23 protein-coding genes and 1 tRNA gene are annotated in these 26,943 nt (G+C 40.0%); 13 read left to right on the top strand and 11 right to left on the bottom strand.

Annotation, left to right across the window (positions count from 1 at the left end):
- Positions 1-27 precede the first annotated feature (27 nt).
- The 5 genes from AACW45_RS06755 to AACW45_RS06735 form a co-directional block, all read right to left on the bottom strand.
- Complete coding sequence (locus AACW45_RS06755) at positions 28-222, bottom strand: hypothetical protein (RefSeq protein WP_306415004.1); 195 nt, start codon at positions 220-222, stop codon at positions 28-30.
- A gap of 12 nt (positions 223-234) precedes the next feature.
- A complete protein-coding gene (locus AACW45_RS06750) occupies positions 235-675 on the bottom strand; it encodes a Uma2 family endonuclease (RefSeq protein ID WP_306415003.1) in 441 nt (146 codons plus the stop codon).
- A 130-nt stretch (positions 676-805) separates the two neighbouring features.
- Complete coding sequence (ccsB, locus tag AACW45_RS06745) at positions 806-1,861, bottom strand: c-type cytochrome biogenesis protein CcsB (RefSeq protein ID WP_190632315.1); 1,056 nt, start codon at positions 1,859-1,861, stop codon at positions 806-808.
- A 242-nt stretch (positions 1,862-2,103) separates the two neighbouring features.
- Complete coding sequence (locus tag AACW45_RS06740) at positions 2,104-3,804, bottom strand: DUF3352 domain-containing protein (protein WP_190632314.1); 1,701 nt, start codon at positions 3,802-3,804, stop codon at positions 2,104-2,106.
- Positions 3,805-4,345: 541 nt separating this feature from the next.
- Entirely contained in the window at positions 4,346-6,322 is a 1,977-nt protein-coding gene (locus AACW45_RS06735) for a response regulator (protein WP_190632313.1), read from the bottom strand.
- Positions 6,323-7,187: 865 nt separating this feature from the next.
- On the opposite strand from AACW45_RS06735, the gene AACW45_RS06730 reads away from it, so the two are divergent.
- The gene (locus AACW45_RS06730; protein ID WP_190632312.1) at positions 7,188-7,388 is read left to right on the top strand and encodes a hypothetical protein; all 201 of its coding nucleotides are present in this window, start codon (positions 7,188-7,190) and stop codon (positions 7,386-7,388) included.
- Positions 7,389-7,982: 594 nt separating this feature from the next.
- The gene (locus AACW45_RS06725) at positions 7,983-10,130 is read left to right on the top strand and encodes a peptidase domain-containing ABC transporter (protein ID WP_190632311.1); all 2,148 of its coding nucleotides are present in this window, start codon (positions 7,983-7,985) and stop codon (positions 10,128-10,130) included.
- Between the two features lie 106 nt (positions 10,131-10,236).
- On the opposite strand, the gene AACW45_RS06720 is transcribed toward AACW45_RS06725, so the two are convergent.
- Positions 10,237-10,860, bottom strand: a complete 624-nt coding sequence (locus AACW45_RS06720; protein WP_190540638.1) for a chorismate lyase — start codon at positions 10,858-10,860, stop codon at positions 10,237-10,239.
- Between the two features lie 192 nt (positions 10,861-11,052).
- Positions 11,053-11,133 (bottom strand) — tRNA-Leu (locus AACW45_RS06715).
- A 369-nt stretch (positions 11,134-11,502) separates the two neighbouring features.
- Between AACW45_RS06715 and accC the strand changes: the two genes are divergently transcribed.
- Positions 11,503-12,846 carry an acetyl-CoA carboxylase biotin carboxylase subunit gene (accC, locus tag AACW45_RS06710; protein WP_190632310.1) on the top strand — a complete coding sequence of 448 codons (1,344 nt, stop codon included), beginning with the start codon at positions 11,503-11,505 and terminating at the stop codon, positions 12,844-12,846.
- An 84-nt stretch (positions 12,847-12,930) separates the two neighbouring features.
- On the opposite strand, the gene AACW45_RS06705 is transcribed toward accC, so the two are convergent.
- Entirely contained in the window at positions 12,931-13,224 is a 294-nt protein-coding gene (locus tag AACW45_RS06705) for a YggT family protein (protein ID WP_190632309.1), read from the bottom strand.
- Between the two features lie 255 nt (positions 13,225-13,479).
- On the opposite strand from AACW45_RS06705, the gene psbX reads away from it, so the two are divergent.
- The 3 genes from psbX (at position 13,480) to AACW45_RS06690 (ending at position 15,365) form a co-directional block, all read left to right on the top strand.
- The gene (gene psbX / locus AACW45_RS06700) at positions 13,480-13,599 is read left to right on the top strand and encodes a photosystem II reaction center X protein (protein WP_086681980.1); all 120 of its coding nucleotides are present in this window, start codon (positions 13,480-13,482) and stop codon (positions 13,597-13,599) included.
- A 254-nt stretch (positions 13,600-13,853) separates the two neighbouring features.
- Entirely contained in the window at positions 13,854-14,765 is a 912-nt protein-coding gene (locus tag AACW45_RS06695; protein WP_190632308.1) for a Ycf66 family protein, read from the top strand.
- A 30-nt stretch (positions 14,766-14,795) separates the two neighbouring features.
- A complete protein-coding gene (locus AACW45_RS06690) occupies positions 14,796-15,365 on the top strand; it encodes a TolB family protein (RefSeq protein ID WP_190632307.1) in 570 nt (189 codons plus the stop codon).
- Between the two features lie 168 nt (positions 15,366-15,533).
- Here AACW45_RS06690 and AACW45_RS06685 read toward each other — a convergent pair whose 3' ends face one another.
- Positions 15,534-15,671, bottom strand: coding sequence for a ribbon-helix-helix domain-containing protein (locus tag AACW45_RS06685; RefSeq protein WP_190632306.1), 138 nt, complete (start codon positions 15,669-15,671; stop codon positions 15,534-15,536).
- A 34-nt stretch (positions 15,672-15,705) separates the two neighbouring features.
- On the opposite strand from AACW45_RS06685, the gene AACW45_RS06680 reads away from it, so the two are divergent.
- Both AACW45_RS06680 and AACW45_RS06675 read left to right on the top strand, forming a co-directional pair.
- Entirely contained in the window at positions 15,706-16,830 is a 1,125-nt protein-coding gene (locus tag AACW45_RS06680) for an RNA-guided endonuclease InsQ/TnpB family protein (protein WP_190632305.1), read from the top strand.
- Between the two features lie 67 nt (positions 16,831-16,897).
- The gene (locus AACW45_RS06675; protein WP_096644567.1) at positions 16,898-17,422 is read left to right on the top strand and encodes a TolB family protein; all 525 of its coding nucleotides are present in this window, start codon (positions 16,898-16,900) and stop codon (positions 17,420-17,422) included.
- A gap of 195 nt (positions 17,423-17,617) precedes the next feature.
- Here the strand turns inward: AACW45_RS06675 and AACW45_RS06670 are convergent, their stop codons facing one another.
- A complete protein-coding gene (locus AACW45_RS06670) occupies positions 17,618-18,625 on the bottom strand; it encodes a succinate dehydrogenase/fumarate reductase iron-sulfur subunit (RefSeq protein ID WP_190632304.1) in 1,008 nt (335 codons plus the stop codon).
- 1,687 nt (positions 18,626-20,312) lie between these two features.
- On the opposite strand from AACW45_RS06670, the gene AACW45_RS06665 reads away from it, so the two are divergent.
- From AACW45_RS06665 to rpmB, 5 genes are all read left to right on the top strand, one after another.
- Positions 20,313-20,756, top strand: coding sequence for an AbrB family transcriptional regulator (locus AACW45_RS06665; RefSeq protein WP_190632301.1), 444 nt, complete (start codon positions 20,313-20,315; stop codon positions 20,754-20,756).
- Positions 20,757-20,946: 190 nt separating this feature from the next.
- Positions 20,947-21,807: a CPBP family intramembrane glutamic endopeptidase gene (locus AACW45_RS06660; protein WP_190632299.1), complete on the top strand. Its 861-nt coding sequence runs from the start codon at positions 20,947-20,949 to the stop codon at positions 21,805-21,807.
- Positions 21,808-22,327: 520 nt separating this feature from the next.
- Complete coding sequence (locus tag AACW45_RS06655) at positions 22,328-22,942, top strand: methyltransferase domain-containing protein (protein WP_190632297.1); 615 nt, start codon at positions 22,328-22,330, stop codon at positions 22,940-22,942.
- Between the two features lie 531 nt (positions 22,943-23,473).
- Positions 23,474-25,462, top strand: a complete 1,989-nt coding sequence (gene htpG / locus AACW45_RS06650) for a molecular chaperone HtpG (protein ID WP_190632295.1) — start codon at positions 23,474-23,476, stop codon at positions 25,460-25,462.
- 731 nt (positions 25,463-26,193) lie between these two features.
- On the top strand, positions 26,194-26,430 hold the full coding sequence (gene rpmB, locus AACW45_RS06645; RefSeq protein ID WP_096644563.1) for a 50S ribosomal protein L28: 237 nt from the start codon (positions 26,194-26,196) through the stop codon (positions 26,428-26,430).
- A gap of 285 nt (positions 26,431-26,715) precedes the next feature.
- Here the strand turns inward: rpmB and AACW45_RS06640 are convergent, their stop codons facing one another.
- Entirely contained in the window at positions 26,716-26,847 is a 132-nt protein-coding gene (locus tag AACW45_RS06640; RefSeq protein WP_277880323.1) for a hypothetical protein, read from the bottom strand.
- Positions 26,848-26,943: the final 96 nt, after the last annotated feature.

Here is a 26,943-nt window from a genome sequence, read left to right as displayed (position 1 = left end):
TCAACAGTCAACAGTCAACAGTTATAATTAAAGTTTTTGGATCTGACTTGCAGCTACAATTTGTTTAACAGTAATTTGTAAATCTGGGCAAGTAGCAGAAATAATCCTGTCATTACTTGTAAATTTCTGCACTTGATATTGCCCATCAATTAACTGATGTACAAACACCGTAGGTAATTTAGGATTACCCAGATAAGCACGAGACGCGATGTCTATCGACAAGCCGCTTTGCGTCTACGCTAAATAATCCACAATCCAATATTCAAGAATACCAAGGCGTTGATACTCATCTAATTTATCAATATAATCATCATCCCAATTAGTTGAAGTCACTTCCACAGCCAGTTGAATCGGCTCAATTAACGCCCCATAAGCTAACACATTACTATTCCACTGAGATGCTTTAACTACACCCACATCAGGATTTCTACCTTGTTCTTCCCCCGTACTAGAAAATGTTCTCACAACCACATCTTTATCAGCAATATAGTCAAGATTTAAGCGCCTAATTTCATCATTAAAGCCCAACATAATAAATCTTGCTACATTCTTATGCGCCCTAGTCGGTTCAACTTTGATAATCTCTCCATTTACCAATTCATAAATTCCAGAACCATCAGGATACTGTTCTAAAAAATCCGCAAAACTTAATTTCTGAACTGGAATTTGAACCATATTAATTAACAACTAAATACAGAATCTAATCTCCTCAAAACTCTGCGTTACTTTGCGCTTCCTCCGCGATACTCTGCGTTAAAAAAATAAATCATCCCCTTCTCCGCTACCAGAGAAAGGGATAAATTCCTTAGAAAAACCAACCGTAAGAATGTAAACCCTTACCTAAAAGATTCACACCCAAATAGCAAATCCAAATTACCACCAAACCACTCGCCGCTAAAATTGCCGGACGACGACCTTGCCAACCACGAGTAATTCTCGCATGAAGATAAGCCGCGAAAAATAACCAAGTAATTAATGCCCAAGTTTCTTTCGGGTCCCAACTCCAATAAGAACCCCAAGCTTCATTAGCCCAAACCGCACCGGCAATAATTCCAATTGTTAATAAAGGAAATCCCAAACCAATAATGCGATAACTAATGTTATCTAAAGTTTCAGCTAAATTGAGACGCTGAGGTGAAAGAGGTTCAGCAGATGTAATAGTTTCTGATTGAGGCGCAGTGACTAAATCTAAAACTGCGGTTTTACCATTACCATTGCTATTGCTTTCATAGCGCACAAAACCATTATTTTCCGCCACAGGTACTTGTGGTTCTGTAACTAATTCACCTGCCTTGCGTAACTTATAACCATTGCTACGATAGCCACCAGTACCAACAGAACTGCCTTGAAGTTGGATATTTTGACCGCGAGTGACAATCAAAAATGCGATCGCTAACAAAGAACCAACCATCAAAGTAGCGTAACTTAACATCATCACGCTAACATGCATCATCAGCCAGTTAGACTTGAGTGCCGGTACCAAAGGTTCTGACACTTGCATTTGCGATGGTAATGTTAAAGCCGCAAAAGCTGTAATCCCCATCGCCACAGGCGCAGTCACCACACCCACCAAGCGACTGCGACTAGAATTTTCGGCAATCAAATGAATTGTCGTAATCCCCCAAGTCAAGAAAAACAGCGATTCATACAAATTACTCAGGGGAAAATAGCCAGCTTCGATCCATCGCGCCCCTAATAAGGTAGCTATACACAAATTAGCGATCGCCATTCCAGCTGTCCCCAAAGCAGCAAAGGCCGGCAGATTCGGAAAAGCCGCCCCTACCCAATACACCAGCATGGTGAGGAATAAGACAGCAAAGGAAGCATTATCCAGCCAGTTCTGGAGTACAACCAGATTCATAAAGTGTTCTCCCCAGTCATTCTTTAAATTTTTATTCTGACTGTTCTGATCCTATCTGGTTAGCGGTTATATTGGGCATTGGGCATTGGGCATTGGGCATTGGGCAATTCAATTTTGGATTTTGCGAAAAGTCGGAGCGCCGGCTTCCGGCGATCTGAACTTTTCAAGACGGATTTGCGATTTTGGATTGGGTTTGAATCTAAAATCTAAAATTTAAAATCTAAAATTCCTTGTACCCCTTCCTAAGAACGATCCGCTTTCTTCAGGGCGAAAAATATATCATAGCGGGTGCTGCGATTATCGCTGACAGCCGTTGTTACACCAATCGAACGGGTAGCAGCTAACCAAGTTTGTTGACGAGGAAATAAAGTCGGTAAGGGGAAATTTTTTGCTGTCTGTTCCACATCCAAGAAAAATTGACCGTTTGTGGGATTGGGTTCTGTCGGTACTGTTTGTTTAAAAGGTATGGTGCTAGCTAAAGTAATGCTAGGCTTGGGAACGATTTTATCGGCAATTGGCGCACCCACGATTAAAAAAGCAATGTCTCCATCTAACCAACCGTGAGTAGCCGTTAAGGTACCATAAGGCGCAACCCAGTTGGTAACGGGTTTACCTGCAACCGTAGCGGGTTTAATTTGAAACTGATATTGATTTTTCATCACTTCATCAAGCTGTTTGATGGATGCTTCCGCTAAATTGCGATCGCTTGCCTGTACCATAAACAGCAATCCAGCCCGAAAATCTGCTGTCGCCACATCTTTTGGGGTGTTGGGAATTACCGATAAAGAAAACTCGCCTTTCATCCACCGCAGCAAATCCCGATCCAAATCCAGCGTTGTCAAGGATTTCACACCACCTCGTAATTGTTCGGGAATAATTGGCGATTGGGGATTTCCTCGCGATGTTCTTTCATAGTCATCCCACAACCTTTGTAAATTCCCACCAGAAAGCATCATTAAGGTTTCAGCAGGGACTAGGCTTTGCATTCTCCCGGCATTATTTTCCACTGCTAGCACTCGCTGACTATTCGGATTTAGCCAAGAAACGCCTTTTAAACGTATTCCTTCTGGTTCTAAGTTAATTGTCCCTGCCAAGCCTTGATTATTTTGCAATTGCGCCAAAACTTGCGCAGGTAATTGACGATTAGGTGCTGCTGCGGCTATCCTCGCAGCTGTGGGTACATTAATATAAAATTGAGCAAAAGGCTGATAATTAGCAATTTTTGGCAAATTTGCCGCAAATCCTGCTGTATTAGCTAAGGAAGTTTTATTTTTATAAGCATCAATTGCTCTTTCTGTAGCTTTGGGATTATCAGTAATAATTAGGAATTGTCCATTTAATACTGTAGCGGAAAGGTTTTCCCCAGTTTGACCATCAGTTTGTTTAATTGTAAAACCCTGATATGTGCGGTCAATCCATTGACTTTGTTTTAAAGTTTTCGGTTGTGCTAACAGGCTTTTCGCCTTTTCTGGGTTTTTGATTGGCAAAACCATCACCATCGACTGCTGGCTATTAACAGCCTCTGCGTTAGTCGAAACTGGTTTAGGTGCAGGTTGACTAGCTTTGGGTGCGAGAATTGCTAAAGTGACTTCATTACCTACCCAAGGTTGAATATCTTTTTGGAAATCATAACCATTATTCGTGAGAAAGCGATCGCGCAGCTTCACCAAATTCCGATCCAGTTCTGCTTGGGTTTCTTTTGTGCCATACTGTCGCAATTGCTGCCATTGTTTTGGATCTGTAGTTAAAGAAACCGTCAATAGGGCATCTTGAGGAATAATTGTGGCACCTACTGGCAAATCTCGAGACAATAGTTGAAACCGAGTTAATAGCCAGTATGCAGCAGTTCCTAAGCCTATCAATATCCAAGCACAAGACAGTATCAGCAGCAAAGACGGTTTCTTGGTTTTCTTTATCGGAACAGACACAATAGGCAGTGGCATTAAAACCTATACCTCATACTTACGAATTCATTACTTGATTGATCAAGTAAACCAAAAGGTTTCCCATCTGATCGGGCAGTTAATTATATAGATTAATTTATCCACCCTTAACAATCTTGCTCCTGCGAGCCTCTCATTTCCCAACTATTGCACCAGTTTTGTATTTGTCGTAAATCACCTTCGTTAACACACTTTAGTGTATTTCACCGGACAAAGTTAAAATTTTTTTCAGGTAAATCCGTTATCTTCAGCAATTTGAGGATATAACTAACTTGACAAAGCTGCAAGTCAATGGCGTCTACTATGTCATGAGTGCGCGATAAAAAATCGATGTATTCTAATGAAAACAGGCTTAAGAGCAACTATAGAGAGACTTTTTGCTGTAAAAAAAACAAGTCCCACACAGCCACAATAGGCGCGGATGCGGGACTGACATTCAATAAGAGTTGCGATCGCAGCAGTCTTCTCACTGATACTAGATAATTTTTCATATAGTCAACCGTCAACCGTCAACCGTCACCAGTCAACAATCAACACTCAACTATAAATTAGTCAGCAGCCGCGCTTTCCGCAGAATAAATGTTAATAAAGTTTCTTTTTGGGAAATAATTTCCGCCGTTACTTCCATTCCTGGTTGAATAGGATAAGAGCGATCGCCTTTTTTTAAATAAAGTTTTTCTGGTTCAATAGTCACCTCATAATATGCTTCAGTTGCAGCGCTAGCATTATTTTGAGGTTCAATCACATCCCCACTAATACTCCTCACAGCACCGTGCAATATCCCATAATCTGGATAAGGATAAGCAGAAATTCGCATTTGCACTTTACCTTCTTGGCAATCAGCAACTTTTGGCGATTTACAAACTTTTACTTTGCTAATATCCTTGACGTTGACATTAGCTTTGACTACCAAAGGAGCCTCAGAAGGAGCGATTTGCGCGATCGCTTCGCCTGGGCGGACTAATTGCTGCGGATTTCGCAGTTCTAACTTCAAAATAGTTCCTGTTTCGGGAGAACGAATTACTGTTAATTGCAGTTGTTTTTCTATTTGTCCTAAGTCTTTTTTTGCACTGTTAATTGTATTTTGAATTTCCAGTTTTCGCTGGTTCAAACTGTTTTCTTCTTGCTTCAATCGTGCCAAACTTCCTGCACCTGCGGCTCGTTCTTGGGCAATTTTTTCTTGTGCCATTGCCAGAATAGCATCACTAGGATTAGTTGCTGCGGCTGCTGGTTTATATTTACTCGTAGCTGCTGCTACAGCTTGTTGTTGTCTTTCAATAACTTGCTTTTGAGCTTCTAAACTTGCTTTTTGTGATAATAAAGATTGTTGTTGCTGCTCTAATTCTAATTCCACCTCTTCCAATTGATTTTTAGAAATTGAGCCAGATGTCGCAATACTCAAATAGCGATCGCGTTTTAGTTTCGCCGCTTTCCAGGCTGCTTCTGTGGCTTTCAAATTCGCTTGCATTGATTTAAAATCAAATTCGGCTTTTTGTAATTCATCCTGAGCAATTTTAATATTCGCCTTAACTTCTTCTAGTTGTCCGCTACTTGATACAGTAGTTTGCTGATGTTCTCTTTGGGTGCGTTGCAAATCTGCTGTCGCCGATGCGATCGCTCTTTGGTTGCGCTCTGTTTCTGCTACTATTTGTCTATCCACAGCCCGAATTTGACCATCGAGTTGCATCAGTTGCATCTCATTCTGCTGAATATTACCTAACAACTGACTTTTTTTAATTTGTAGTTGGCTATCATCAATAACGGCAATAATATCTTGTGCTTTCACCACTTGATTCTCTTGCACAAGAATCCTTTTCACAGTTCCTTCTTGTGCTGCTTGTACTAAACGTATTTCTCCCGCCGGACGCACATTTGCAGGTGCTTTCACAACTACTTTATATTGAATAACCGCAGATAAAATTACCCCTGTGACAACAGTTGCAATTAAAAACAGCCCTCCTACTTCTACCCAACGAGTTGTATTCGGTAAAAGTTCCTCTGTTTGAATTACATCCAAGAAAGTAGGAGTATTTTCTTGGAGAATTATTCCTGAACTCTGAACATCCGAAACTTTTTGAATACTAACAATTTCTCCATCCGATATTGGCTGTTGCGGAATAATTTTACTAATTAACCCAGGTGCTAACTGTGTATAGCCTTTTTCAACCAAACGAATCGAATCTCTCAGTTCTTCTGGCGATGCATCTTTGAGTATATAACCACTTGCTCCCGCATTTAACGATGCCTGAATATATTGATGCTTGTCATAACCACTTAATACCAAAACTTTTGTTTTAGGAAATCTTTCACTAATAATCTTTGTTGCATTAATGCCATCCATCTCCGGCATTACCATATCGATAATCACTACATCCGGCTGTAAATTAGCGACTTTGGTAATAGCAGTCTTTCCATTATCTGCTACACCAACTACTTCAAGATCTGTTTCTTTCTCAATCAACGATCTTAAGTAATCTCTCACAGCTTGTTGGTCATCAACCAGCAAAACTCTAATCATATATTTTGATATGAAAATTTATTTTTTTAATAACTATTAAACAGCATTTCTCTGCTATTGCATCAAAAAATGATGGCTGGTACAGCCTCTTTGTTATTTAAGCATATAGTCAATAGGTTAAAAAATATGGAACAAAATTTATTTTCTTGACTAACCATCTAGCAAACTTTTTCTACTATTGCATCAAAAAGTGATGGTCGTACAGCCTACTTGTTATTTAATCATATAGTCAATAAGTTAAAAAAAATAAACAAAATTTTTACACACACTTAATTTGTAGTACTCAAGTACCTGCAAATAAAATCCCATATTTCCATATCACAACTTTAGATTATTTCTTCTTTGCAAATCGTTATTTTTCTATAAGCAAAAAATATATTATTCTGGATATTTTTTTATCGTTGGCAAAAATTTATTAAATTTCATATTTTATTTTTACAACAAATAAACGTGTTTCTATGTATAAAAACAAACATTAGATAATTGAAATATCACTAGTGAAAAGATAAATATTCAAACCTGCGGAATCCTTTAATAATCAATTATTAACGCTATATATATTTATTGTTGACTGCCGATGATCGCTGAATAAATCATGCTTAAATTATTACTTAAAAGCATGGTATTTAAAAACTTCAAAAAGACTGTACTTTTTTTTGAAGATGCTGTAGTTTTATAGCCATGAGCTTACGAAATAACAGTAATTGCTCAAAAAAATAGCCATTTTGGCTTAATCTTTTTGCAATTTATGTTATACAAACATTTTTGTTTATTTGCAGATAAATTTTCTAAAATCTGTAATTAATAAAAATGTTTAAAGGCTCATCAACATCAAAATTAAAATTCCAAAGTTAGGAAGTTTATCATGATGATCGACTCTGAAAACAAATTGCTGTCTATCGACGAAAGCTGCCTTTCTGAATTGTCTGATGAAAATCAAGCAACAATTTCTGGTGGTACTTTCTTGTTACTGGGTTTGCTTTTGAAGAAGAAATGGTTGAAATGGCATCCAGCACCCCAACCCCCAGTACATAAACCTTACGTGCCTCCCCATCCTCACCATTAATCAAGGCAAGGATATAGCAACAATCAATCATCTAACTTTGTGGTGCAAGAATCTTGTCTTATTCTTACCTTGGAAAGACAAAAATTCCATCCCACAAAAAATAATTTGGATGTTTTGTGATTTGCCAGTCCCAATAGTCCCTTGGGTGTAATTGAAAATGGATTGTATAAGCTTGAGGAAGAGACGCGGCTAATAGGGATAGCCGCACTCTATATCGCCTTATTAATCTAATGGCTTATGCATACAATAGCATTAGCTGGTTGTAAAAGCTATATTTTTAGCTAATATTTACAGCCAGCTGATGTCTTAACTAGTTTAGGTTTTGGATTCTTACATATTAAAAATAAAAATTTATTAATCAAAATTCATTAAAATCTACTTCCAAAAAACGCGGCTACGGTTATACAAGAAAGTTTATTGCATTCGTTGAGCTAGTGAAAAAAGCTGTCTGTTGAGTGTTTTTATTTTGCTGCTATCTATATCAACTACACTCAAGTTAAAAACTTGAAATGAAAAATTCCAGTATTAAATATAACAGCTATATAATCATTTAATTTTTAGGATCAATCGCCACATAAAAACTAAATCTTAACTATGAAGAAATACCCAGTTATAATGCAGCACAGTGAAGAAGACTGTGGTGCAGCTTGTGTTGCGTCTATTCTCAAATTTTATGGACGTAACTTAACTATAAACCGTATCCGCGAAGCTATAGGTAGCGGTCAACTGGGAACTACTTTGCTAGGTTTAAGACGTGGTACAGAAGCTTTAGGTCTTTATACTCGAACTGGCAAAGCATCAGAAAATTTTCTCAAAAATCTCTCAAAAATGCCACTACCTGCGATTATCCATTGGCAAGGATATCATTGGGTAGTTTTGTATGGACAGCGTGGTAAACAATATATTATTGGCGATCCCGCAATAGGTATTCGTTATCTGTCTCAGCAGGAACTAATTGAGGGTTGGCAAAATGGAGTCGTGTTATTACTCCAACCGGATGCAAATCGTTTTTTTGCAGAACCCGATGACAAAGTTAATACTTTTGAAAAGTTGATTCAGGGTATTTTGCCACACCGAGGTGTGATTATAGAAGCCTTGGTAATTTCCCAATTAATCGGCTTACTGTCTTTAGCCTCTCCTTTCCTGGTACAGATTCTCACGGATGATGTGTTAGTCCGCCGCGATTCCGATTTGCTAATATCTGTAGTATTAGCAGTAATTGTGATGCACATTGTTAACAGTAGCTTAGAGTTAGTGCAAAATATGCTGATTGCTAATTTTGCTCAACGCTTACAGTTAAAGCTGATGTTAGAATTTGGGCAAAAAATCTTAAATTTACCTTTGAAATACTATGAAGCCCGTCGTAGTGGCGAAGTATCGAGCAGAGTCAGAGATATTGAAAAAATTAATAGTTTTATCGCCCAAGCAGTAATTGGCTTTCCCACCAAATTATTTATGGCTATAGTCTGCTTGTGTTTAATGTTTTATTACAGTTGGAAATTAGCATTATTTTCTTTAATAATTGTTTTTTTAATGAGCATCAGTACAATTGTGTTTCTACCTATTGTGCAACAAAAAACCCGTAAATATATGGTTTTAGATGCTGAAAATCAAGGTGTGTTAGTAGAAATTTTTAAAGGTGCATTAACCCTGAAAACTACTACGAGTGCGGCACAGTTTTGGGAAGAATTACAAAGCCGATTTACGCGGTTGACTAAATTATCTTTAACAACCATCCAAATTGAAATTATTAACCAAAAATTTTCTGGACTCGTTGCTAATATTGGCAGTACAGTTCTATTATTATTCGGTAGTCAACTTGTCATTAGTAAAGAATTAACTATAGGTCAATTACTGGCGTTTTCTAGCCTGACTGGTAATGTCACTGGCTTATTTAGTTTTATTATCGATGTTGTCGATGAATTTGCTCAAGTACAAACTGCTCATAGCCGCATTCAAGAAGTAATAGACAGTACCCCTGAAGCTTCTTTAGATACACAGAAACCTTGGGCAAACATTCCCGATAATACAGATATTATTTGTAGCCAATTAAGCTTTTATTATGCTGGTAGAATAGACTTATTAGAAGATTTTTCCGTCACCATTCCTGGTGGTAAAGTTATTGCCTTAATTGGTAAATCAGGTTGTGGTAAAAGTACCTTAGCCAAATTAATTGCAGGTTTACATACAGTACAATCTGGCAATATCCGCTATGGCATTTATAACCAGCAAGATTTATCTTTAGAATCATTACGACAACAAGTAGTTCTAGTCCCCCAAGATGCTCATTTTTGGAGTCGATCAATTATTGAAAACTTCCGTTTAGGTTCGCCAAATGTCAGTTTTGAAGAAATTGTCAACGCCTGTCAAATTACCCTCGCTGATGAATTTATTAGTAAATTACCCGACACATATCAAACAGTTTTAGGAGAATTTGGCGCTAATATTTCTGGTGGACAAAGACAAAGACTAGCACTAGCACGCGCCATAGTTCATAATCCACCCATACTCATTTTAGATGAATCTACAGCCGGACTTGACCCCAGTAGTGAATCAGAAATTTTAGATAGACTGCTATTTTACAGAACAGGCAAAACTACAATTATTATCAGCCACCGTCCCAGAGTGATTGAGCGTGCTGACTGGATTATTTTCTTAGAAAAGGGAAAATTGAAAATGGAAGGAAAAGTAGAAGAGTTACGTTCCTTACCAGGCGACCATTTAGATTTTCTCACACCGTAGTTGGTTGTATCTATGTAGGTTGGGTTTCGTTCCTCAACCCAACCTAGTATCTGAGAAACAGTAGTAGACCTTTCCAGAAAAACCTGATAGGTGTAATTGTAGGTTATTAGCGATCGCTAGAATTGAGCTGCATCGGCCCTAAGTACTTAGTTAAATAAGGCGAAAAAACTTCATATATTAATGTCAAAGGCTGTCCGTGATGCCAAAACAAATAATGGCGACCCCAAAAAGGCCCCTTCACCCCAAAACCAGACTCTAAAGCAGGCGAATAGCCATAATAAATCCCCTGTACATCCCGATACAACTCAGTCCGCAGCCGCGCTAAACTAGCCCAAATCGGTAATGAACGGTTTTGCAAATACTCATCTACATGACTAGCTTCCCACCAAGAAGTAGCATAAGCCAATCGCTGACCAGAAGCAGTCCGCAGCCAAACCTGTCGCCGCAACCTCGGGCCAGGTACAGCTTGAATCAAATCGGGAGCAGCATCCGCATCCATACCAATCAATGACATATCAATCACATCTACTTCCGTCGGCTCGCCCGTGAGCAATTCTAAATGGCGTGTTGGCGAACCATCACCCAAAAGTAGCATTTGCCAAGTAGGAGCCAGCTTTGAGTGCGGTAAACTTTGCTTAATGACATCCTCACCACCTTGCCAAATCGGAGTCAGACGATGCCATGCTGCTGGCAATGTTAAGTTGTCTGTCGGTTTAAAGATTGCAGTCAATGTTCTTTACAAAAGTTCATCTATTTCTATAATAGGCTTCTCAATAGTCAATAGTCCAGAGTCAAGAGTCCATAGTCAAAACCAATGACAAATGACCAATGACCAATGACCAATGCCCAACAACAAAAGCCAATAGCCTCCGGTTTTTCACCCTTGACTATTGACCTTTGACTTTTGACTATGCACTAAAAATGCGGATGGCGAGACTCGAACTCGCAAGGCAAAGCCACACGCACCTCAAGCGTGCGCGTATACCAATTCCGCCACATCCGCACGGTTTTATCACTGAACATAGAATATAGCATAAATTTTCTGTTAGTGGATATCAGATGGACAGAAATATAGTCACATCACGAGAGATATTAAAAAAGGTAAGCCAACGTGGGATGCAGGGTAAGCTTGCACAAACCTAGTTCAGGTAAATGCAAGAGACTAACAGTAGCAATATTGTTAATCTAGTTAAACCCCGTAGGCGGTCTCAGCCAAATCCTGCCCTTGGGGAAACTACTCTGAGGGTTTATGCACCTTTTTGGGAAGAGGTTGGGGAATCTCCTGTCATAATTTGAAATAAGGCGGAAAGCATTGTTGCAAGTTGAATGGGAGAGAATGTCAATCTACTGGTACAGATATCGAAGCTAAAAAATGAAGTTTGACAAAATATTAATTGCCAATCGGGGAGAAATCGCCCTTCGTATTCTCCGAGCCTGTGAGGAAATGGGAATTGCAACAGTTGCTGTTCACTCCACTGTTGACCGTAATGCGCTACATGTACAACTTGCCGATGAAGCGGTTTGTATTGGCGAACCTGCCAGCAGTAAAAGTTATTTGAACATTCCCAACATTATTGCTGCCGCCTTAACCCGGAATGCCACCGCCATTCATCCTGGATATGGCTTCCTAGCTGAAAATGCCCGGTTTGCCGAAATATGTGCCGACCATCATATTGCCTTTATTGGCCCCACCCCCGAAGCTATCCGCTTAATGGGTGACAAATCCACAGCCAAAGAAACCATGCAAAAAGCTGGTGTACCTACAGTACCGGGTAGTGATGGTTTAGTAGAATCTGAGCAAGAAGGATTAGCACTAGCCAAAGAAATTGGCTATCCGGTTATGATCAAAGCCACAGCAGGTGGTGGCGGCCGGGGTATGCGCCTAGTAACTTGTGAAAGCGACTTCGTGAAACTTTTCCTCGCCGCACAAGGAGAAGCTGGTGCAGCCTTTGGCAACTCTGGCGTTTATATAGAAAAATTTATTGAGCGTCCACGCCATATTGAATTTCAAATTTTGGCAGATAATTACGGCAACGTCATTCATTTAGGCGAACGCGACTGCTCAATTCAGCGACGCAATCAAAAGCTGTTGGAAGAAGCTCCTAGCCCTGCTATTGACCCCGAACTGCGGGAGAAAATGGGACAAGCAGCGATCAAAGCTGCCCAGTATATTAACTATACTGGGGCAGGCACTATTGAATTTCTTTTAGATAAATCGGGTAAATTCTACTTCATGGAAATGAATACCCGGATTCAAGTTGAGCATCCTGTAACAGAGATGATTACAGGAGTAGATTTGGTTGCCGAACAAATTCGCATCGCTCAAGGAGAAAGACTTAAGCTGACTCAAGACCAAGTAGTGTTACAAGGTCATGCAATTGAATGCCGAATTAACGCCGAAGACCCGGATCACGATTTCCGTCCTTCTCCCGGACGTATTAGCGGCTATCTTCCACCTGGTGGCCCGGGCGTGCGCATCGATTCCCATGTTTACACCGATTACCAAATCCCCCCTTACTACGACTCTCTCATTGGTAAGTTAATTGTCTGGGGCCCCGACCGACCTACCGCCATTAACCGCATGAAACGCGCCTTACGGGAGTGTGCTATCACCGGATTGCCTACCACTATTGGCTTTCATCAAAGAATTATGGAAACCCCACAGTTCTTGCAAGGTAATATTTACACTAATTTTGTGCAAGAGTTAAAAAGCTAAGGAGCTAGGGGCTAGGGATAAGGGACTAGGGGAAAAGTAAAACAAATCCTCAATGCCCCATGCCCCATGCCCCATGCCCAATTCCTAACTTAAACGCGACATCATGGTAAGTAATCCTTGCTGACCAAGGAGAATTTCTCGTAGCAAACTGAAAATCCCGACCCAAATAATCGGGGTAATATCTACTCCACCGATGGGTGGTACTAGCTTTCGCAACAAGGCTAAAAAGGGTTCGGTAGGCCAAGCTACAAGATTAGTGGGGAACCGATTTAGATCCACTTGCGGATACCAAGTGAGAATGATGCGAAAAATGAACAAAAATATCATCAATCCCAATAAAGGATTGAGAATCCAAGTAATTAGGTTAACACCGGTCATTGGTTTGAAGTACTATCTGTGAACGCAGAAAAAACCTGGGCGAGATTGGAAAAATTTTAAGCATTGTAAAGCACTCTCTATAATTTTAACCAAATGCTGCCACTTCCTCTGAAGCATGGAAGTAAATATATGCGAGCGTTCAGTTCATCATTTACCAGGGGACTGGTTGTGTTGTATCTCACGATCTAGTGCCTTCTCAAGGAACTGATACACCATTAGAATTATGATGAAGTATGTAAAAAATGGTTGAGAACTATGACACCTGCTTTAGCAAATTTTCTTTGGAGTCTGTTTTGGGGTGCTGTGATTGTCGTTATTCCAGCGACAGTTGGTTTGATTTTCATTAGCCAAAAAGATAAAATCCAACGTTCATAATCTTGGCAGGAGTCAGTTTGACTCTGATAACTGCTGGTCTGTTAGCTATATACCTAATTGCAGCGTACACAGCAATTTCTCTTACAGGAGACAGGGTATACTTAGCTGACAGACACAAAATTGTTTAGCTTGTGGTGAATAGCTTCAAAGCTTCTTTACCTGATGCTTTGAAGCTTAAATATTATTGTGCCTAATTAGAGTAGTGATTTTAATTGTGACTCGCTAACATAGATTTGATATTGGGATATAGATCAATGATAAATTTTGGGCTGAACTCAGTCAGTATTCTGGCTCAAGTAAATTTTGGGACAAACTCAGCCAGTATTCTAGGAATTTTCCTGGCTGTGTCTGGGGCAGCACTGTATTTTTTGCGGACTGTGCGTCCTGAGCTGTCTCGAGATCAAGATATATTTTTTGCAGCAGTAGGCTTACTTTGCGGCTTTATTTTAATTTTCCAAGGTTGGCGACTAGACCCAATTTTGCAATTTGGTCAGTTACTTTTAGTGGGTACAACTGTATTTTTTGCCGTCGAAAGTATTCGCTTGCGTAGTATTGCGACTCAACAAGCCAAGCGCAATACCCCAATTGTGGATGAAGAGCGAGAGGTTAGCAATAAATATACTTATGACAGGCGGCGAAGACAAGGGTATCAAGCTGAGGTGGATGATGATTTAGATCCCCTACCTTATGAGGAAGAAGAACGTCCTGTACGTCCCCGAATTAGAGCTAGCAGAGAAGAGCGTTCCTCGCGTGATGATTACTACACAGATTCATCTCCCCGACGTTCTGAACGTCCTAGTAGTAGTGACAAACAAGACTCAGGGGATAGAAGCCGACGCCGTAATTCTGGGCGTTCTGTGAGCCGTCCTGCAGATAGTTTGGAACAAGAAGACTGGGGTTCGGCTTCGAGAGAAGTTGATGATTGGGACAGTTCGGAATCAGAAGTCAGAAAACCTTCTCGTCGTCCAAATAACCGACCACAGCGTTCCGAACCCCGTGATGAGGATGTCACCCCCAGACCGAGGAGACGCCGTCCAGCTAGCGATTCATCTTCACGCAGAGAACGTAATGATGATGAGGCGATACCAACTGATTACGTAGAATATAAACCTCTGGAACGACCAGATGTAAATTCTGATGATTCCAACAATTTTGATGATATTTAAAACTGTCAGGGGCGATGGAAATAAGGTGAGGTGAAAAAAGTTACACCAGTATTTTGGCTCCAAAGACCGATTCATTGGAGCCTAGTTTTTAGCTTGGCAACTGTGCTTGGATCTTGCAGTTCCGGTAACATACCAATTGGCCCTACTTCCCTCAACAGTCGCTACACAGAAGAGCAACCAAGTTTGAGTGGCAATGGGCGCTTTTTAGGATTTGTTTCTAATCGCAATGGCAGTCACCAAATTTTAATCTACGACTTAGAAAGGCAAAGTTTTATACAGACTCCAGGCTTAAATAGACCGGAAACTATTGCTGAAAGTCCTAGCCTGAGCTATACAGGACGTTACATTGCTTATTTAACTAGCGACCAAGGAAGACCTGTTGTAGCCCTTTACGATCGCGCTACCCAACAGTCACAAATTATGACGCCAATTTATCGCGGCTGGGTGAGAAAACCAGGAATCAGCCCAGACGGGCGTTACATAGTATTTGAAACCGCTAGCCGTGGTCAGTGGGACATTGAAGTTCTCGACCGGGGGCCAAATATTGAGTTAGATATTCCTAATGGTGCCACTGTCGCTCCACCACCTACAGCACCATAGGTAATGTGTGGTCATTGGTCATTGGTCATTTGTCATTGGTAAGGATTTCAATTTTATTAAGCTTTCTTAAGCTAGTTTGGTTGATTTTTATTGGCTTACTTTAGAAAAAATATGAGTTATTAGTTACTAGACTATTTACCAAGAAACTGGGTCTAAAGCCCCGTGCTTCTAGCACGGCTTTATCTTGAGCTTCCTGATCGCTTCCCTCAGAACGTCTGTTTGAGTTCTTCCAGTTTGGTCGCAAAACGCTTTAAGAATCTTCATCTCTGATTCTTCAATTCTTATTGTCAAAGGAACTTTAGGCATTGTTCTGTACTTATTATTGCAGTACAATATTAGCATGAAGACACTGAAGTTTAAGCTCTACCAACACAAGCACAATAAACATCTCAAACGCACAATTAACGCTGCTGGGGTGATTTATAACCATTGCATTGCCCTACATAAACGGTACTATCGGATGTTTGGCAAGCATTTACGGAGCGCAAAACTTCAGTCACATATTGCCAAATTGAGAAAGCGTAATTCTCTGTGGCAATCGGTAGGCTCTCAGGCAGTACAAGATATTTGTCAACGCATCGAAAAAGCCTACCAGTTATTTTTTAAGCACAACAAAACAGGAGTAAGATCACCGGGGTTTAAGAAGGTTAAGAAGTACAAATCTTTCACCCTCAAGCAAGCAGGTTATAAGTTTTTGGGTGGGAACAGCGTAAAAATTGGCCTGCGTGTTTATCAATTTTGTCGGTCGAGAGAGATTGAGGGAACAGTCAAAACCCTAACTATTAAACGCACCCCATTGGGTGAATTATTTATGGTTTTGGTCGTTGACGATTGTAGCAACCCAGAAGTTGAAGTTAAGACAGGTAAAATCGCTGGCTTTGACTTTGGGTTAAAGACATTCCTCACTTGCTCGGACGGCTCCACAATTGAATCTCCCCTATTTTTCCAGCAGTCGCTCAATGCTATTAAAAAAGCCAGCAAGCAGCATTCTCAAAAGTTAAAAGGCTCATCAAATAGAGAACGAGCAAGGAAGAATTTAGTCCGCAAATATGAGGATATTTCTCATCGTCGGCGGGACTGGTTTTGGAAGTTAGCCCATGAGTTAACAGACAAGTTTGATATTCTCTGTTTTGAAACGCTAAACCTCAAAGGAATGCAACGGCTTTGGGGTAGGAAGATATCAGATTTGGGTTTTGGTGAGTTTCTTCAAATTCTAGAATGGGTTGCCAAAAACAAGAAAAAGAGGGTTGTTTTCATCGACCAATGGTATCCCAGTAGCAAAACTTGTTCTAGTTGTCGGCACCTTCTAGAGAGTTTAGATTTGTCCCTGAGAGAATGGCGTTGTCCTTCCTGTCAGTCAATTAATGGAAGAGATGAAAACGCCAGTCGTAATATTTGTGCAGTCGGGGCATCGACTGTTGGGTTAGGTGATGTCAGACTGGCTACGCCAGCAATTGCTGTTTGACCCCAGAATCCCCATGCCTGAAGGCTGGGGAGTATGTCAAGATTTACTAATGACTAATGACTGCTATATGAAAAAATCTATTTTTATATCTGTAATTGCCTGCTCAAGTTTATTGACTGGGTGTTTTGGCTATCCCCGCCTTTTGAGTTACCCTTTCGATCCAGGTGGGCGCAGCCTTAACAGTTTAGCCTCTGAATCAAACCCGCAAATGGCTGGCAGATATATTGTTTTTACTAGTGACAGACGGGGTAGCCAAGATGTTTACTTATTCGATCGCATAACTGGTAATTTAGTTGATTTACCTGGTTTAAATTCCTTAGATACGATCGCATCTCATCCTAGCGTATCTGAAGACGGGCGTTATCTAGTTTTTGCCGCCAGCCGACAAGGGCGATCGGCTATAATCCTCTACGATCGCGAAACACGCCAATCGCGGAATTTAACTGCGAATCTGCAAGCAGAAGTCCGCAATCCCACGATTAGCGCTGATGGTACCAGAATTGCTTTTGAAACTACTAATAATGGGCAATGGGATATTTTTGTGTATAACCGATTTGGACAACCGATTAATGTCCCTCAAGATCCAAGGTGAGGGAGTCAATTGTAAATGGGCATTGGGCATTGGGCAATTCAATTTTGGATTTTGCGAAAAGTCGGAGCGCCGGCTTCCGGCGATCTGAACTTTTCAAGACGGATTTGCGATTTTGGATTGGGTTTGAATCTAAAATCTAAAATTTAAAATCTAAAATTCCTTGTCCCCCTGCCCCCTGCCCCCTGCTTTATCTTCCTAGCCCCTAGCGTCTACAGTTTCCTGCACAGCTTCAATGAGCGATCGCACTTGTTGTGTACCTTCAGAAGATTCAAAGGAAAGTGGGAATTTTCCTTTGGCGATCATTCTTAAACCTAAAGGGGCCAAACTCAGTAATCCGCGCAGATCGCGAAAATAATTGCCGACAACATGTAAACCAAATTTACGTTCATCGATCCAGCCGCCTTCTTTGACAAGTTCTACTAACACTTTTCGGTGACGAATTGAGCGCCCATCGCTGGCTTGCTTGCGAGTGAGAATTTCTTGTTTAATTTTTGTAATTTGTTCCAGTGGTGCTACTTCCATTGGACAGACAGAATCACAGTACAAACAACGGGTACAACCCCACACTCCTTTAGTCCCTTCGTTGTAATTTTCTAGGCGATTTTCGGTGTCTTGGTCGCGGGAGTCAGCTACCATTCGGTAAGCTTTGGCGAGTGCATGGGGGCCGACAAAATCTGAGTTAACTTCCCGTGCATTGCATTCTGAGTAGCAAGCGCCACACATAATACAATTACCCGTTTGGTCGAGTAGCGATCGCTCTTGGGGAGTTTGTAAAAATTCTCTTTCGGGAACTTGTCGCGCTGCTGTGCTGACATAAGGCGTCACCGCTTCTAAATTGTTCCAGAAGCTGCTCATATCCACGACTAAATCCTTAATGACTGGCATATTTCCCAGAGGAGCGATCGTGATTTCGGGAATGGTATTGTCAGCAGACGCAGGCGATCGCATTTTTTGTAATCTGCTAATTTCACTGCCAACATTTTCCTTACAAGCTAAAGCCGAGCGTCCATTAATTCGCATCGCACAGCTACCACAAATTGTATTGCGACAATTTTTGCGATACGCTAAAGTGCCATCTTGCTCCCATTTAATCCGATTGAGACAATCCAATATGGTATTGCCTGGTTCTACCTCTAAAAGGTAAGTTTGTAAAACAGGAGACGAATTGTGTTGCTGGCGAATAACCTTAAACAGAACTTCCATATATTACCAACCAAAATTTTTAAATTCTCCTACCTACCTGAGCAACTTCAACTACAGACAGGTGACTGTGAAAAATCGGCTATACTCTTGTTGCCCTGGATAAGAACTAGATGTTAATAGGCTGATGATTAAAGACCTACTGATTCTAGTACAGTACCCCAGCAATCGAGTCATCCCTACAAATACCTCAAAATACTAAAATATAAGTTTTTGTCTTTGCCCTGATACTGAGCGATCCCAAAGTATGATCAATTTTGCAGCTACCTATAGCTTAGTTTTCCGCAAGATATTTTGCATCAGACACAGAACTACCACTACAGCAAGCACGTCAATCAGCCCACCATTTAAAACCTGACTAGAGCCGAGAATCAAAGTCTTTTGACTTGTGAATCAGTGACTTTTGACTTACTTGAGAGTGCTACTAGTTTGAGGATAACCATTAAGATTTTCGTTTTTTAGGTCAGGCAGGTAATATTTGTCTAGTTCTCTTGAGCCTACATCAAAAAAATTATTACTGCTTTACATTTTATTGACCTGTTTGGCAGTATAGGTGAGAAATGATTAGCCACAGATGGACTTGTGTAAATTACCGTCCTAGCAAAAATTAACAAAGGAAATCTACCTGAGGGTAGCACTACATCTTAATGTCAACAGCAGTCACGACCTGAGAGTATAGATAGCTCAAAAGGTTATGAATTGCGAACTTTTTGTAGATTTATAACTGTGACAGCCATAATCAACATCTAGTAGTGGCAATAATGCAATAGACAGATGGAGAAAAACTAATCTTCCCCTAGACAGACGAAAAGAATCCTCTGCCTGCTTTTTGTCGGTTGTCTAATAATAGGGAGGGACATCCTCATAACTTTTTGTGTCTTCACAATCAAGGAAATCTGAGATAAACTCACTTGTCAAAACTCACAGTCTAAATTAAAGTAATTTTGAGAAAACCACGGCTACAATCCTCATAACCCCAATCAAGCGCAAGAAAAATCCTCATCGTTTTTTAATTCCTGGAGCTAAGAGATTTCCATAAAAATTTACCAGTAAGTTTAATTATAAATAAAACAACTATTTTGCTATTATTAGTCCATGCTAGTATTTAATATAAAATTACGCAGGAACAAAACCAGTATCAAGAGCCGTATAAGCGCGGCTACTACTGCTTTGTTGATCTCGTAATGTAGAGACAAGAAATTTTACGTCTCTACTAGCAGGCCAAAAGGGTGTATGCCTGTATGACCATATTCAAATCTCATGCTGTCTAAAGCCTCAGAGTAATATTAGGGTAAACCCTATAACTTAAGGGCAATAATGGCAAGCATTGATAGTGGAAAATATGCAATTTATTAGTCTATTGGACTGATTGCAGTAGAACCCACAAAATTTGTAAAGGTGGCTTAAAGTTACACCGCTACATTAGCGCCAAAAGAAAAAATAATTTCATTTTCGTTGGCGAATCCTGGTTAAAAGTGACGTAAAATCACCAAAATTGATGCCTGCGATTACCTGGTAATCTAATCTATTTATGGGCAACCATAAAAGAGGTGCTTGGGCTTACTCATAGCAGCAGGAATTTACCCAAAGATGTCATGACCAGATTGGCTCTGTGCAGATGCTGAAAGGCTAAATTCTGGCAGAAGATACCTTTTGTTAGTTTGGAGAAATTAAGGAAATTTTGAGCATAATGACTGAAACTGCAACCGCACCATTAACCGGAAAAGCATTGCTTGCTAAAGTAAAAGAGCTTTCCAATTTACCACGTCGAGAACGAGCAAAGCAGTGCGGCTATTACACGGTCACTAAGAATAATCAAGTTCGTGTTAATCTCACCGATTTTTATGACGCTTTGCTATCTGCTAGAGGAATTCCTCTCAGCCCAGAAGCACCCAAAGATGGCCGGGGTCGCGAACCGACATATCGAGTTAGCGTTCATCAAAATGGTCAAATTGTCATTGGTGCTACATACACCAAAGCAATGGGCTTAAAGCCAGGTGATGAATTTGAAATCCGCTTAGGATACAAGCACATTCACTTGATTCAACTTGGTGAAAGTGACAAAAAATTAACCTCAGCAGATTTAGATGCTGAAGATCTAGATGAAGAAGATTTAGAAGACGACGAAGATTAAGTTGTTTTGATGATAGGGATAGGTTAAAGCTAATGCTGAATAACTTATCTCTAGCAACAAAACAAACTAACAACTGTCGTTGGAAAACTTGTCGTATCTGAAAAAATACGATTATACCTCTTGCATAAGTGACTAATTTTATTAGAGTCTTGATTAAAATCAAGAAATCTATTGTTGCAAGAAGTTAGTCGTGTTTTTTGTACCTATTTTTATTACATTGTTACAGCCATCAGCCGACAATCTACTGGTATTTCTCAAAGATGCACCAGTATTAGTTGTTGTGATGGCTTTTTTTAGCTTGTGGGTATTGTGTTGGTTACCAATAGCAGTAGTAATAGCGATCGCACTTAAATGGCAACCTGGTAAAAGTTTACAACCCGAACAAAAGCTACCCTTATTAATACCCCTGTATTTATTAGCACCATTGATTTTATGGGGGATGAATTCTCTCGCTGGAGGATCTTTCGCTAATTATGGCTTGGTTGTTAATCTTTCCCTTTTCACTTCTTTACTTTTTGGCTTTGGCTTGGGAGTAATTAGCCTAGCTATTGTCTTTGCTGGACAATTCTTGCTAGGTTGGTGCCAATGGCAAACAGAAAATAATAAGTTAGTACTAGCCAACTTACTACCAATTCCCTTGATAGCTTTATTAGTAGGTGCTATCGAAGAATTAATTTTTCGCGGTTTCTTAATCACAGAGTTAACTCAACAATACCCAATTTGGTTAGCAGCAGTCATTTCTAGCGTCATTTTTGCCCTGCTGCATTTAGTTTGGGAACAAAAAGAAACCATTCCCCAACTCCCTGGATTGTGGCTAATGGGGATGGTGTTGGTATTGGCGAGGTTAGTTGATAGCGGTAATTTAGGTATAGCTTGGGGATTACATGCTGGTTGGGTATGGGCGATCGCTACTTTAGACACAGCAGAACTAATTACCTACACAGGTAAAGTATCCGAATGGTTTACGGGTAAAAACAAAAAACCTCTCGCTGGTGTAGCGGGAATTGTCTGTGTCTTGCTAGCTGGGGGGATTCTCTGGATATTTACGTGAATATATCGCAATTTATAGCTGCAATTCTGAAAATAAGGAACTCTTCAGAGATTTCCTTATTTTTAGGACTTACGCACCGAACACAAAAACCCTCACAAGGGTGGTCAAAAGTCAAAAGTCAATGGTCAAAATTCAGGTTTTTGGACTATGGACTATTGACCATTGACAAAAAGCATGAAAAATATCTGACACTGCGTAAGTCCTAATTTTTTGTGCCCCATTCTCAAAGTTAGATCGCTAAAGTACAGCTTGGCACTTCTATTTCCCTTTTTAATTTACACAAATTAGTAATTCAATCCTTGATTGCGGGAATACTAATCTGGTTGGCATTGAAACCACAATCGAGATGATGTTAATCATACCTATTTACCTTCGGCACGTAATTGAGAAGTTCCTATTTGTAACTCTTGATTTCTAAATACTATTTTGAAATTTACGTTTTAGAAACTGGGTTGGCATCATCTCAACTTAGTACTAAGTTACCAAGATGATAATTTTTGTATATTAAAGAGGAAAAGTTATGATCACACAATTAGGTCTCAACATTAATGACTACCTCTCATCTGATAGATTTATCAGTTATAGTCATCAACTCAGGTTAACTACAATTTACGCAAAGCCTGGTGATAAAGTTTTAGAAATAGGAATTTTTAATTCTATATTAGCAACATTATTAAAGACTCATGGCTATAAAATTACAACTGCTGATATTGATACTAATCTAAATCCAGATTTAATTTTAGATATAAATTCTGATTTTATTTTAGATGATTTTGATGTTATTACAGCTTTTCAAGTACTGGAACACATGGAATTTTCTCAATTTCCAATAATTTTAAGAAACCTTTCCTTAAATAGTAAATATATCATAATTTCATTGCCTTATAACACTTTAGGACTTTCTGTGAAAATAAAATTTACCTTCTTAGAAAGAGCCAGGCATTTATCATTAAAAATACCTAAATTTTGGAGTAACATACCAATATCAAATCAGCATTATTGGGAGGCTGGATTAAAAGGATACTCCAGAAAAACTATTAGAGATAATATTAATTCAGCAGGATTAAGAATAGAAAGTGAGTTTATAGATCCAATGAATCCTTATCATTGGTTTTTAGTATTAAGAAAATTATGATTGAGCATTTTTGAACATCAATACTGGCTTAATGCCAAACAATTACCTCCGCATTTTATCACAGCCTCAGAAATTATTAGTTCTGAGGTTTTTTAAACTGGTTGCCCATAGCTATACGCCTTGATTCCTGTAACAATCAATATATCTATTGGTAGAAGGTGTTCATAATATCCAGGTTCCTGTGAGCACCTGCTACTCTACGTACATGACAACAAAGAATAATAGATAATCTGAATATCTTAAAAATTTTGAGGTTTAAAGCAATAGAAAATCTAGAATTTACCTTATATTATAGGGCGTTTCACCTTTGTTCATCTTGAAAAAAAATTTTTTACTGGTAGAGTAGGGAAATCCGAATCAGTAATAGACGGCAAACAATCCTTTACACTGCAAGCGATCGCTAACTTATACCTTTAAAATCCTAATTGGTGTCATACCCTCGGAAATTCTCTGGATTTATCCTCTAAGCCGAGGGGTGAGGTGTATTTGCTATATTCATCATTTAAATCCTTGCATTGAAGATTACCAAACATGCTAGAACAAGGAACCATCAGTATCCATACTGAGAATATATTCCCGATTATCAAGAAGTCTCTTTACTCTGACCATCAAATCTTTTTGCGGGAACTGGTATCGAACGCTGTAGATGCCATCCAAAAGCTAAAAATGGTATCCCGCGCCGGAGACTATGCGGGAGAGATTGGCGAACCAGAAATTGAAATAGCCATAGACAAAAACAACAAAACTCTCTCTATCTCCGATAATGGTATCGGCATGACCGCAGAGGAAGTAAAAAAATATATCAATCAGGTTGCTTTCTCTAGTGCGGAAGAATTTATTCACAAATATGAAGGAAAATCAGACCAACCGATCATCGGTCACTTCGGTCTAGGTTTTTACTCCTCCTTCATGGTGGCGCAAAAAGTCGAAATCGATACCCTCTCCTACCAAGAAGGGGCGCAAGCCGTACACTGGAGTTGTGATGGTTCCCCAGAGTTCACCTTAGATGAATCATCCCGCACAACTCGTGGTACTACCATTACCCTCACCCTGCAAGCAGAAGAAGAAGAGTATTTAGAATCATCACGAATCAAAAATCTTGTTAAGACTTATTGCGACTTCATGCCAGTACCCATCAAACTGGATGGTGAAGTCTTAAATAGACAAAAAGCACCTTGGCGGGAATCTCCAAATAACCTCAGCAAAGAAGATTATTTAGAGTTCTATCGCTATCTCTATCCATTTCAAGAAGAACCATTACTTTGGGTACATCTAAATACTGACTATCCCTTCATTATTAATGGGATTTTGTATTTTCCCAAAATGAGGCCGGATGTTGATGTCACAAAAGGTCAGATTAAGCTATTTTGTAACCAAGTGTTTGTCAGTGACAACTGTGAAGAAATTATCCCACAGTTCCTAATGCCCATGCGGGGGGTAATTGATAGTACCGATATTCCCCTAAACGTATCGCGGAGTGCATTGCAAGGCGATCGCACTGTCCGCAAAATCGGTGACTATATAGCCAAAAAAGTAGGCGATCGCCTCAAAGAACTTTACCGCGACAACCGCGAACAATACATCAGTGCTTGGAAAGACTTAGGCACTTTTGTTAAATTTGGCGTACTCAACGATGACAAGTTTAAAAAACAAGTTGAAGACATCATCGTTTTCCGCACTACCGCAAAAGTTGCTGAAAAAGCTGCGGATACTCCAGCAGTGGAAGTTCAATCTGCTGAAGGCGATGTTTGGCAAGATGTGACTCCATCTGCATCCAGCACCGATAATTTAGCTACCAGCACACCTTACACCACCCTCAAAGAATACTTAGAACGTAACAAAGAACGCCACGAAAACAAAGTATTCTACTGTACCGATGAAGCCACCCAAGCTACCTACGTAGAATTACATAAAAATCAAGGCTTAGAAGTCCTATTTATGGACTCCTTTATCGATACCCATTTCATCAACTTCTTGGAACGGGAATATAACGATGTTAAATTTACCCGTGTAGATTCCGACTTGGACAATACCCTGTTGGATCAAGATAAATCTGGGGAAATCGTAGATCCGACAACCAATAAAACCAAGAGTGAAGTCATCAAAGAATTATTTGAGAAAGCTCTCAACAAACCCAAAGTAAATATTCGTACCGAAGCTTTAAAATCGGATAATCCCCAAGGAACTCCACCAGCAGTGGTATTGCTACCAGAAATTCTGCGTCGTTTGCGGGAAATGAACGCCATGATGCAGCAGCAAACTACAGAATTCCCCGAAGATCATATTTTGTTGGTAAATACCGCACACCCCCTAATTCAAAATTTGGCTAATCTCAGTCAAGGTAGCATTATTCAAGGTGAGGGCTTATCTCCCAGCGCCCAACTAGCGAACATGATTTGCCAACATGTCTACGATTTAGCCCTCATGTCACAAAAAGGATTTGACGCTGAAGGGATGAAATCCTTTGTCGAACGGTCAAACGAAGTACTTACTAAGCTCACAGAACAAGTAAGTAAGTAAATCTCTTACAGCGAATTATAAGTTGGTGAGGTACAGATAATCATTGATTGTAGGGGCATTGGCACTGCCATGCCCCGAAGCGCGTACCTCATTTACCTCAAATATGCTGTAGCATCAATCATCGCAAATTATCGGGGCGGGGTTTCCCCGTCCTGAAAGATGACAATCCTGTTGACACTCACCGCCCTATAAGTGCGGTGATTCTTGGGCTAATCACTGCCCTTTTAGGATTGCTCCCTACTGAGGTCTTACACGATTATATCTAGTCCGAGCCTACTAGAATATCACTTGTTATCTAGTCGCCCTTTTGGTGGACTACTCCCCAAGCGTTTACCCATTTGGTGGGTACGTTCCCGTATGCCCTACGGTACGTGGATTACTCCAAATGCTTAAACTATCGTTCATTCAGTCTTGCTGAAGACTTATTGCCCTGTTTATAGCGTTATCGGTGCGCTTGTCTTTTCTATTTCCTAAGCAGTCGTGTGGCATACCGTAGCATAACTCCTTTTGCCGAGCCATATTTGTCGGGCACGTCCTAGTGGTGTTTCAACCTGGAGACAATTCAATTATACCAAAAGCCGTCCTCTAAGGACGGGGCTTTAGACCCAGGTTTTTGGTAACCTGATAATTGGGATATTTCATCTATTTTCCTAGTTCCCGATCCAAATCTTCATCACAAACCTCTTAGAATAGAAAGGTTGTATTGAAATAGCAATCTGGAGAAACAGGCTATGTCTCGTCGCTGCGAACTAACAGGTAAAAAGGCAAATAACGCCTTTGCAATTTCCCACTCCCACCGCCGTACTAAACGCCTTCAGCAAGCTAACTTGCAAATCAAGCGCGTTTGGTGGCCAAGTGGAAATCGCTGGGTTAAACTCAAGCTATCTACCAAAGCAATTAAAACCTTAGAAATTAAAGGTATAGAAGCAATGGCTAAAGAAGCTGGAATTAACCTCAATCATTACTAATCGCGATTTCCCGCAAAACCGCTACATATTTTATCCTCTCATTACCTCCTCAGTACTGTTGCCACAGAGATTTTTTCTCATGGGGAGGTTCGGGGGAAAATATCAAACATTTCCCCTGGCGATCGCAATTCACGAAAATCTTGATACATATAGATTTTTCGTAGGCGCGTAGCAATACCATCGGTGTAAACTTAGCGCAAAATTTCTTTTACATACAGCTGTGAGAGATACTCTCGTTCCCAGTCCCAGACTGGGAATGGATACCTGACAGTTACTAGATTATTGTCAATGATTAGTTAGTTCCGGGAAGCGGTGAGAGCGATCGCCTCCAGCAATACCAATTACAACAAAAAGGCGAAAGACGTTAGATGTACAACATTGTTGTGTCCTGACGCCTAATTGAGCGCTCGCCAACATTATTTGTATGAGTATCAGCTTTAAAAAGCTCTGAGCGATGAGCCGTTAAAAGCATGACAAAATTAGAATCTTAATTCCTGAGTTTAACTTAAATTT

This window comes from Calothrix sp. FACHB-168, from assembly GCF_963889195.1.
Lineage (GTDB): Bacteria > Cyanobacteriota > Cyanobacteriia > Cyanobacteriales > Nostocaceae > Aulosira > Aulosira anomala_A.
This window is presented reverse-complemented; position numbering and strand designations above follow the sequence as displayed.

Excerpts from the sequence above, each read along its gene's own strand:
- AACW45_RS06750 (WP_306415003.1), bottom strand. The coding sequence starts at position 675 with ATGGTTCAAATTCCAGTTCAGAAATTAAGTTTTGCGGATTTTTTAGAA.
- ccsB (WP_190632315.1), bottom strand. The coding sequence starts at position 1,861 with ATGAATCTGGTTGTACTCCAGAACTGGCTGGATAATGCTTCCTTTGCT.
- AACW45_RS06740 (WP_190632314.1), bottom strand. The coding sequence starts at position 3,804 with ATGCCACTGCCTATTGTGTCTGTTCCGATAAAGAAAACCAAGAAACCG.
- AACW45_RS06735 (WP_190632313.1), bottom strand. The coding sequence starts at position 6,322 with ATGATTAGAGTTTTGCTGGTTGATGACCAACAAGCTGTGAGAGATTAC.
- AACW45_RS06730 (WP_190632312.1), top strand. The coding sequence starts at position 7,188 with ATGATGATCGACTCTGAAAACAAATTGCTGTCTATCGACGAAAGCTGC.
- AACW45_RS06725 (WP_190632311.1), top strand. The coding sequence starts at position 7,983 with ATGAAGAAATACCCAGTTATAATGCAGCACAGTGAAGAAGACTGTGGT.
- accC (WP_190632310.1), top strand. The coding sequence starts at position 11,503 with ATGAAGTTTGACAAAATATTAATTGCCAATCGGGGAGAAATCGCCCTT.
- AACW45_RS06705 (WP_190632309.1), bottom strand. The coding sequence starts at position 13,224 with ATGACCGGTGTTAACCTAATTACTTGGATTCTCAATCCTTTATTGGGA.
- psbX (WP_086681980.1), top strand. The coding sequence starts at position 13,480 with ATGACACCTGCTTTAGCAAATTTTCTTTGGAGTCTGTTTTGGGGTGCT.
- AACW45_RS06695 (WP_190632308.1), top strand. The coding sequence starts at position 13,854 with ATGATAAATTTTGGGCTGAACTCAGTCAGTATTCTGGCTCAAGTAAAT.
- AACW45_RS06685 (WP_190632306.1), bottom strand. The coding sequence starts at position 15,671 with ATGCCTAAAGTTCCTTTGACAATAAGAATTGAAGAATCAGAGATGAAG.
- AACW45_RS06680 (WP_190632305.1), top strand. The coding sequence starts at position 15,706 with ATGAAGACACTGAAGTTTAAGCTCTACCAACACAAGCACAATAAACAT.
- AACW45_RS06675 (WP_096644567.1), top strand. The coding sequence starts at position 16,898 with ATGAAAAAATCTATTTTTATATCTGTAATTGCCTGCTCAAGTTTATTG.
- AACW45_RS06670 (WP_190632304.1), bottom strand. The coding sequence starts at position 18,625 with ATGGAAGTTCTGTTTAAGGTTATTCGCCAGCAACACAATTCGTCTCCT.
- AACW45_RS06665 (WP_190632301.1), top strand. The coding sequence starts at position 20,313 with ATGACTGAAACTGCAACCGCACCATTAACCGGAAAAGCATTGCTTGCT.
- AACW45_RS06655 (WP_190632297.1), top strand. The coding sequence starts at position 22,328 with ATGATCACACAATTAGGTCTCAACATTAATGACTACCTCTCATCTGAT.
- htpG (WP_190632295.1), top strand. The coding sequence starts at position 23,474 with ATGCTAGAACAAGGAACCATCAGTATCCATACTGAGAATATATTCCCG.
- rpmB (WP_096644563.1), top strand. The coding sequence starts at position 26,194 with ATGTCTCGTCGCTGCGAACTAACAGGTAAAAAGGCAAATAACGCCTTT.
- AACW45_RS06640 (WP_277880323.1), bottom strand. The coding sequence starts at position 26,847 with ATGTTGGCGAGCGCTCAATTAGGCGTCAGGACACAACAATGTTGTACA.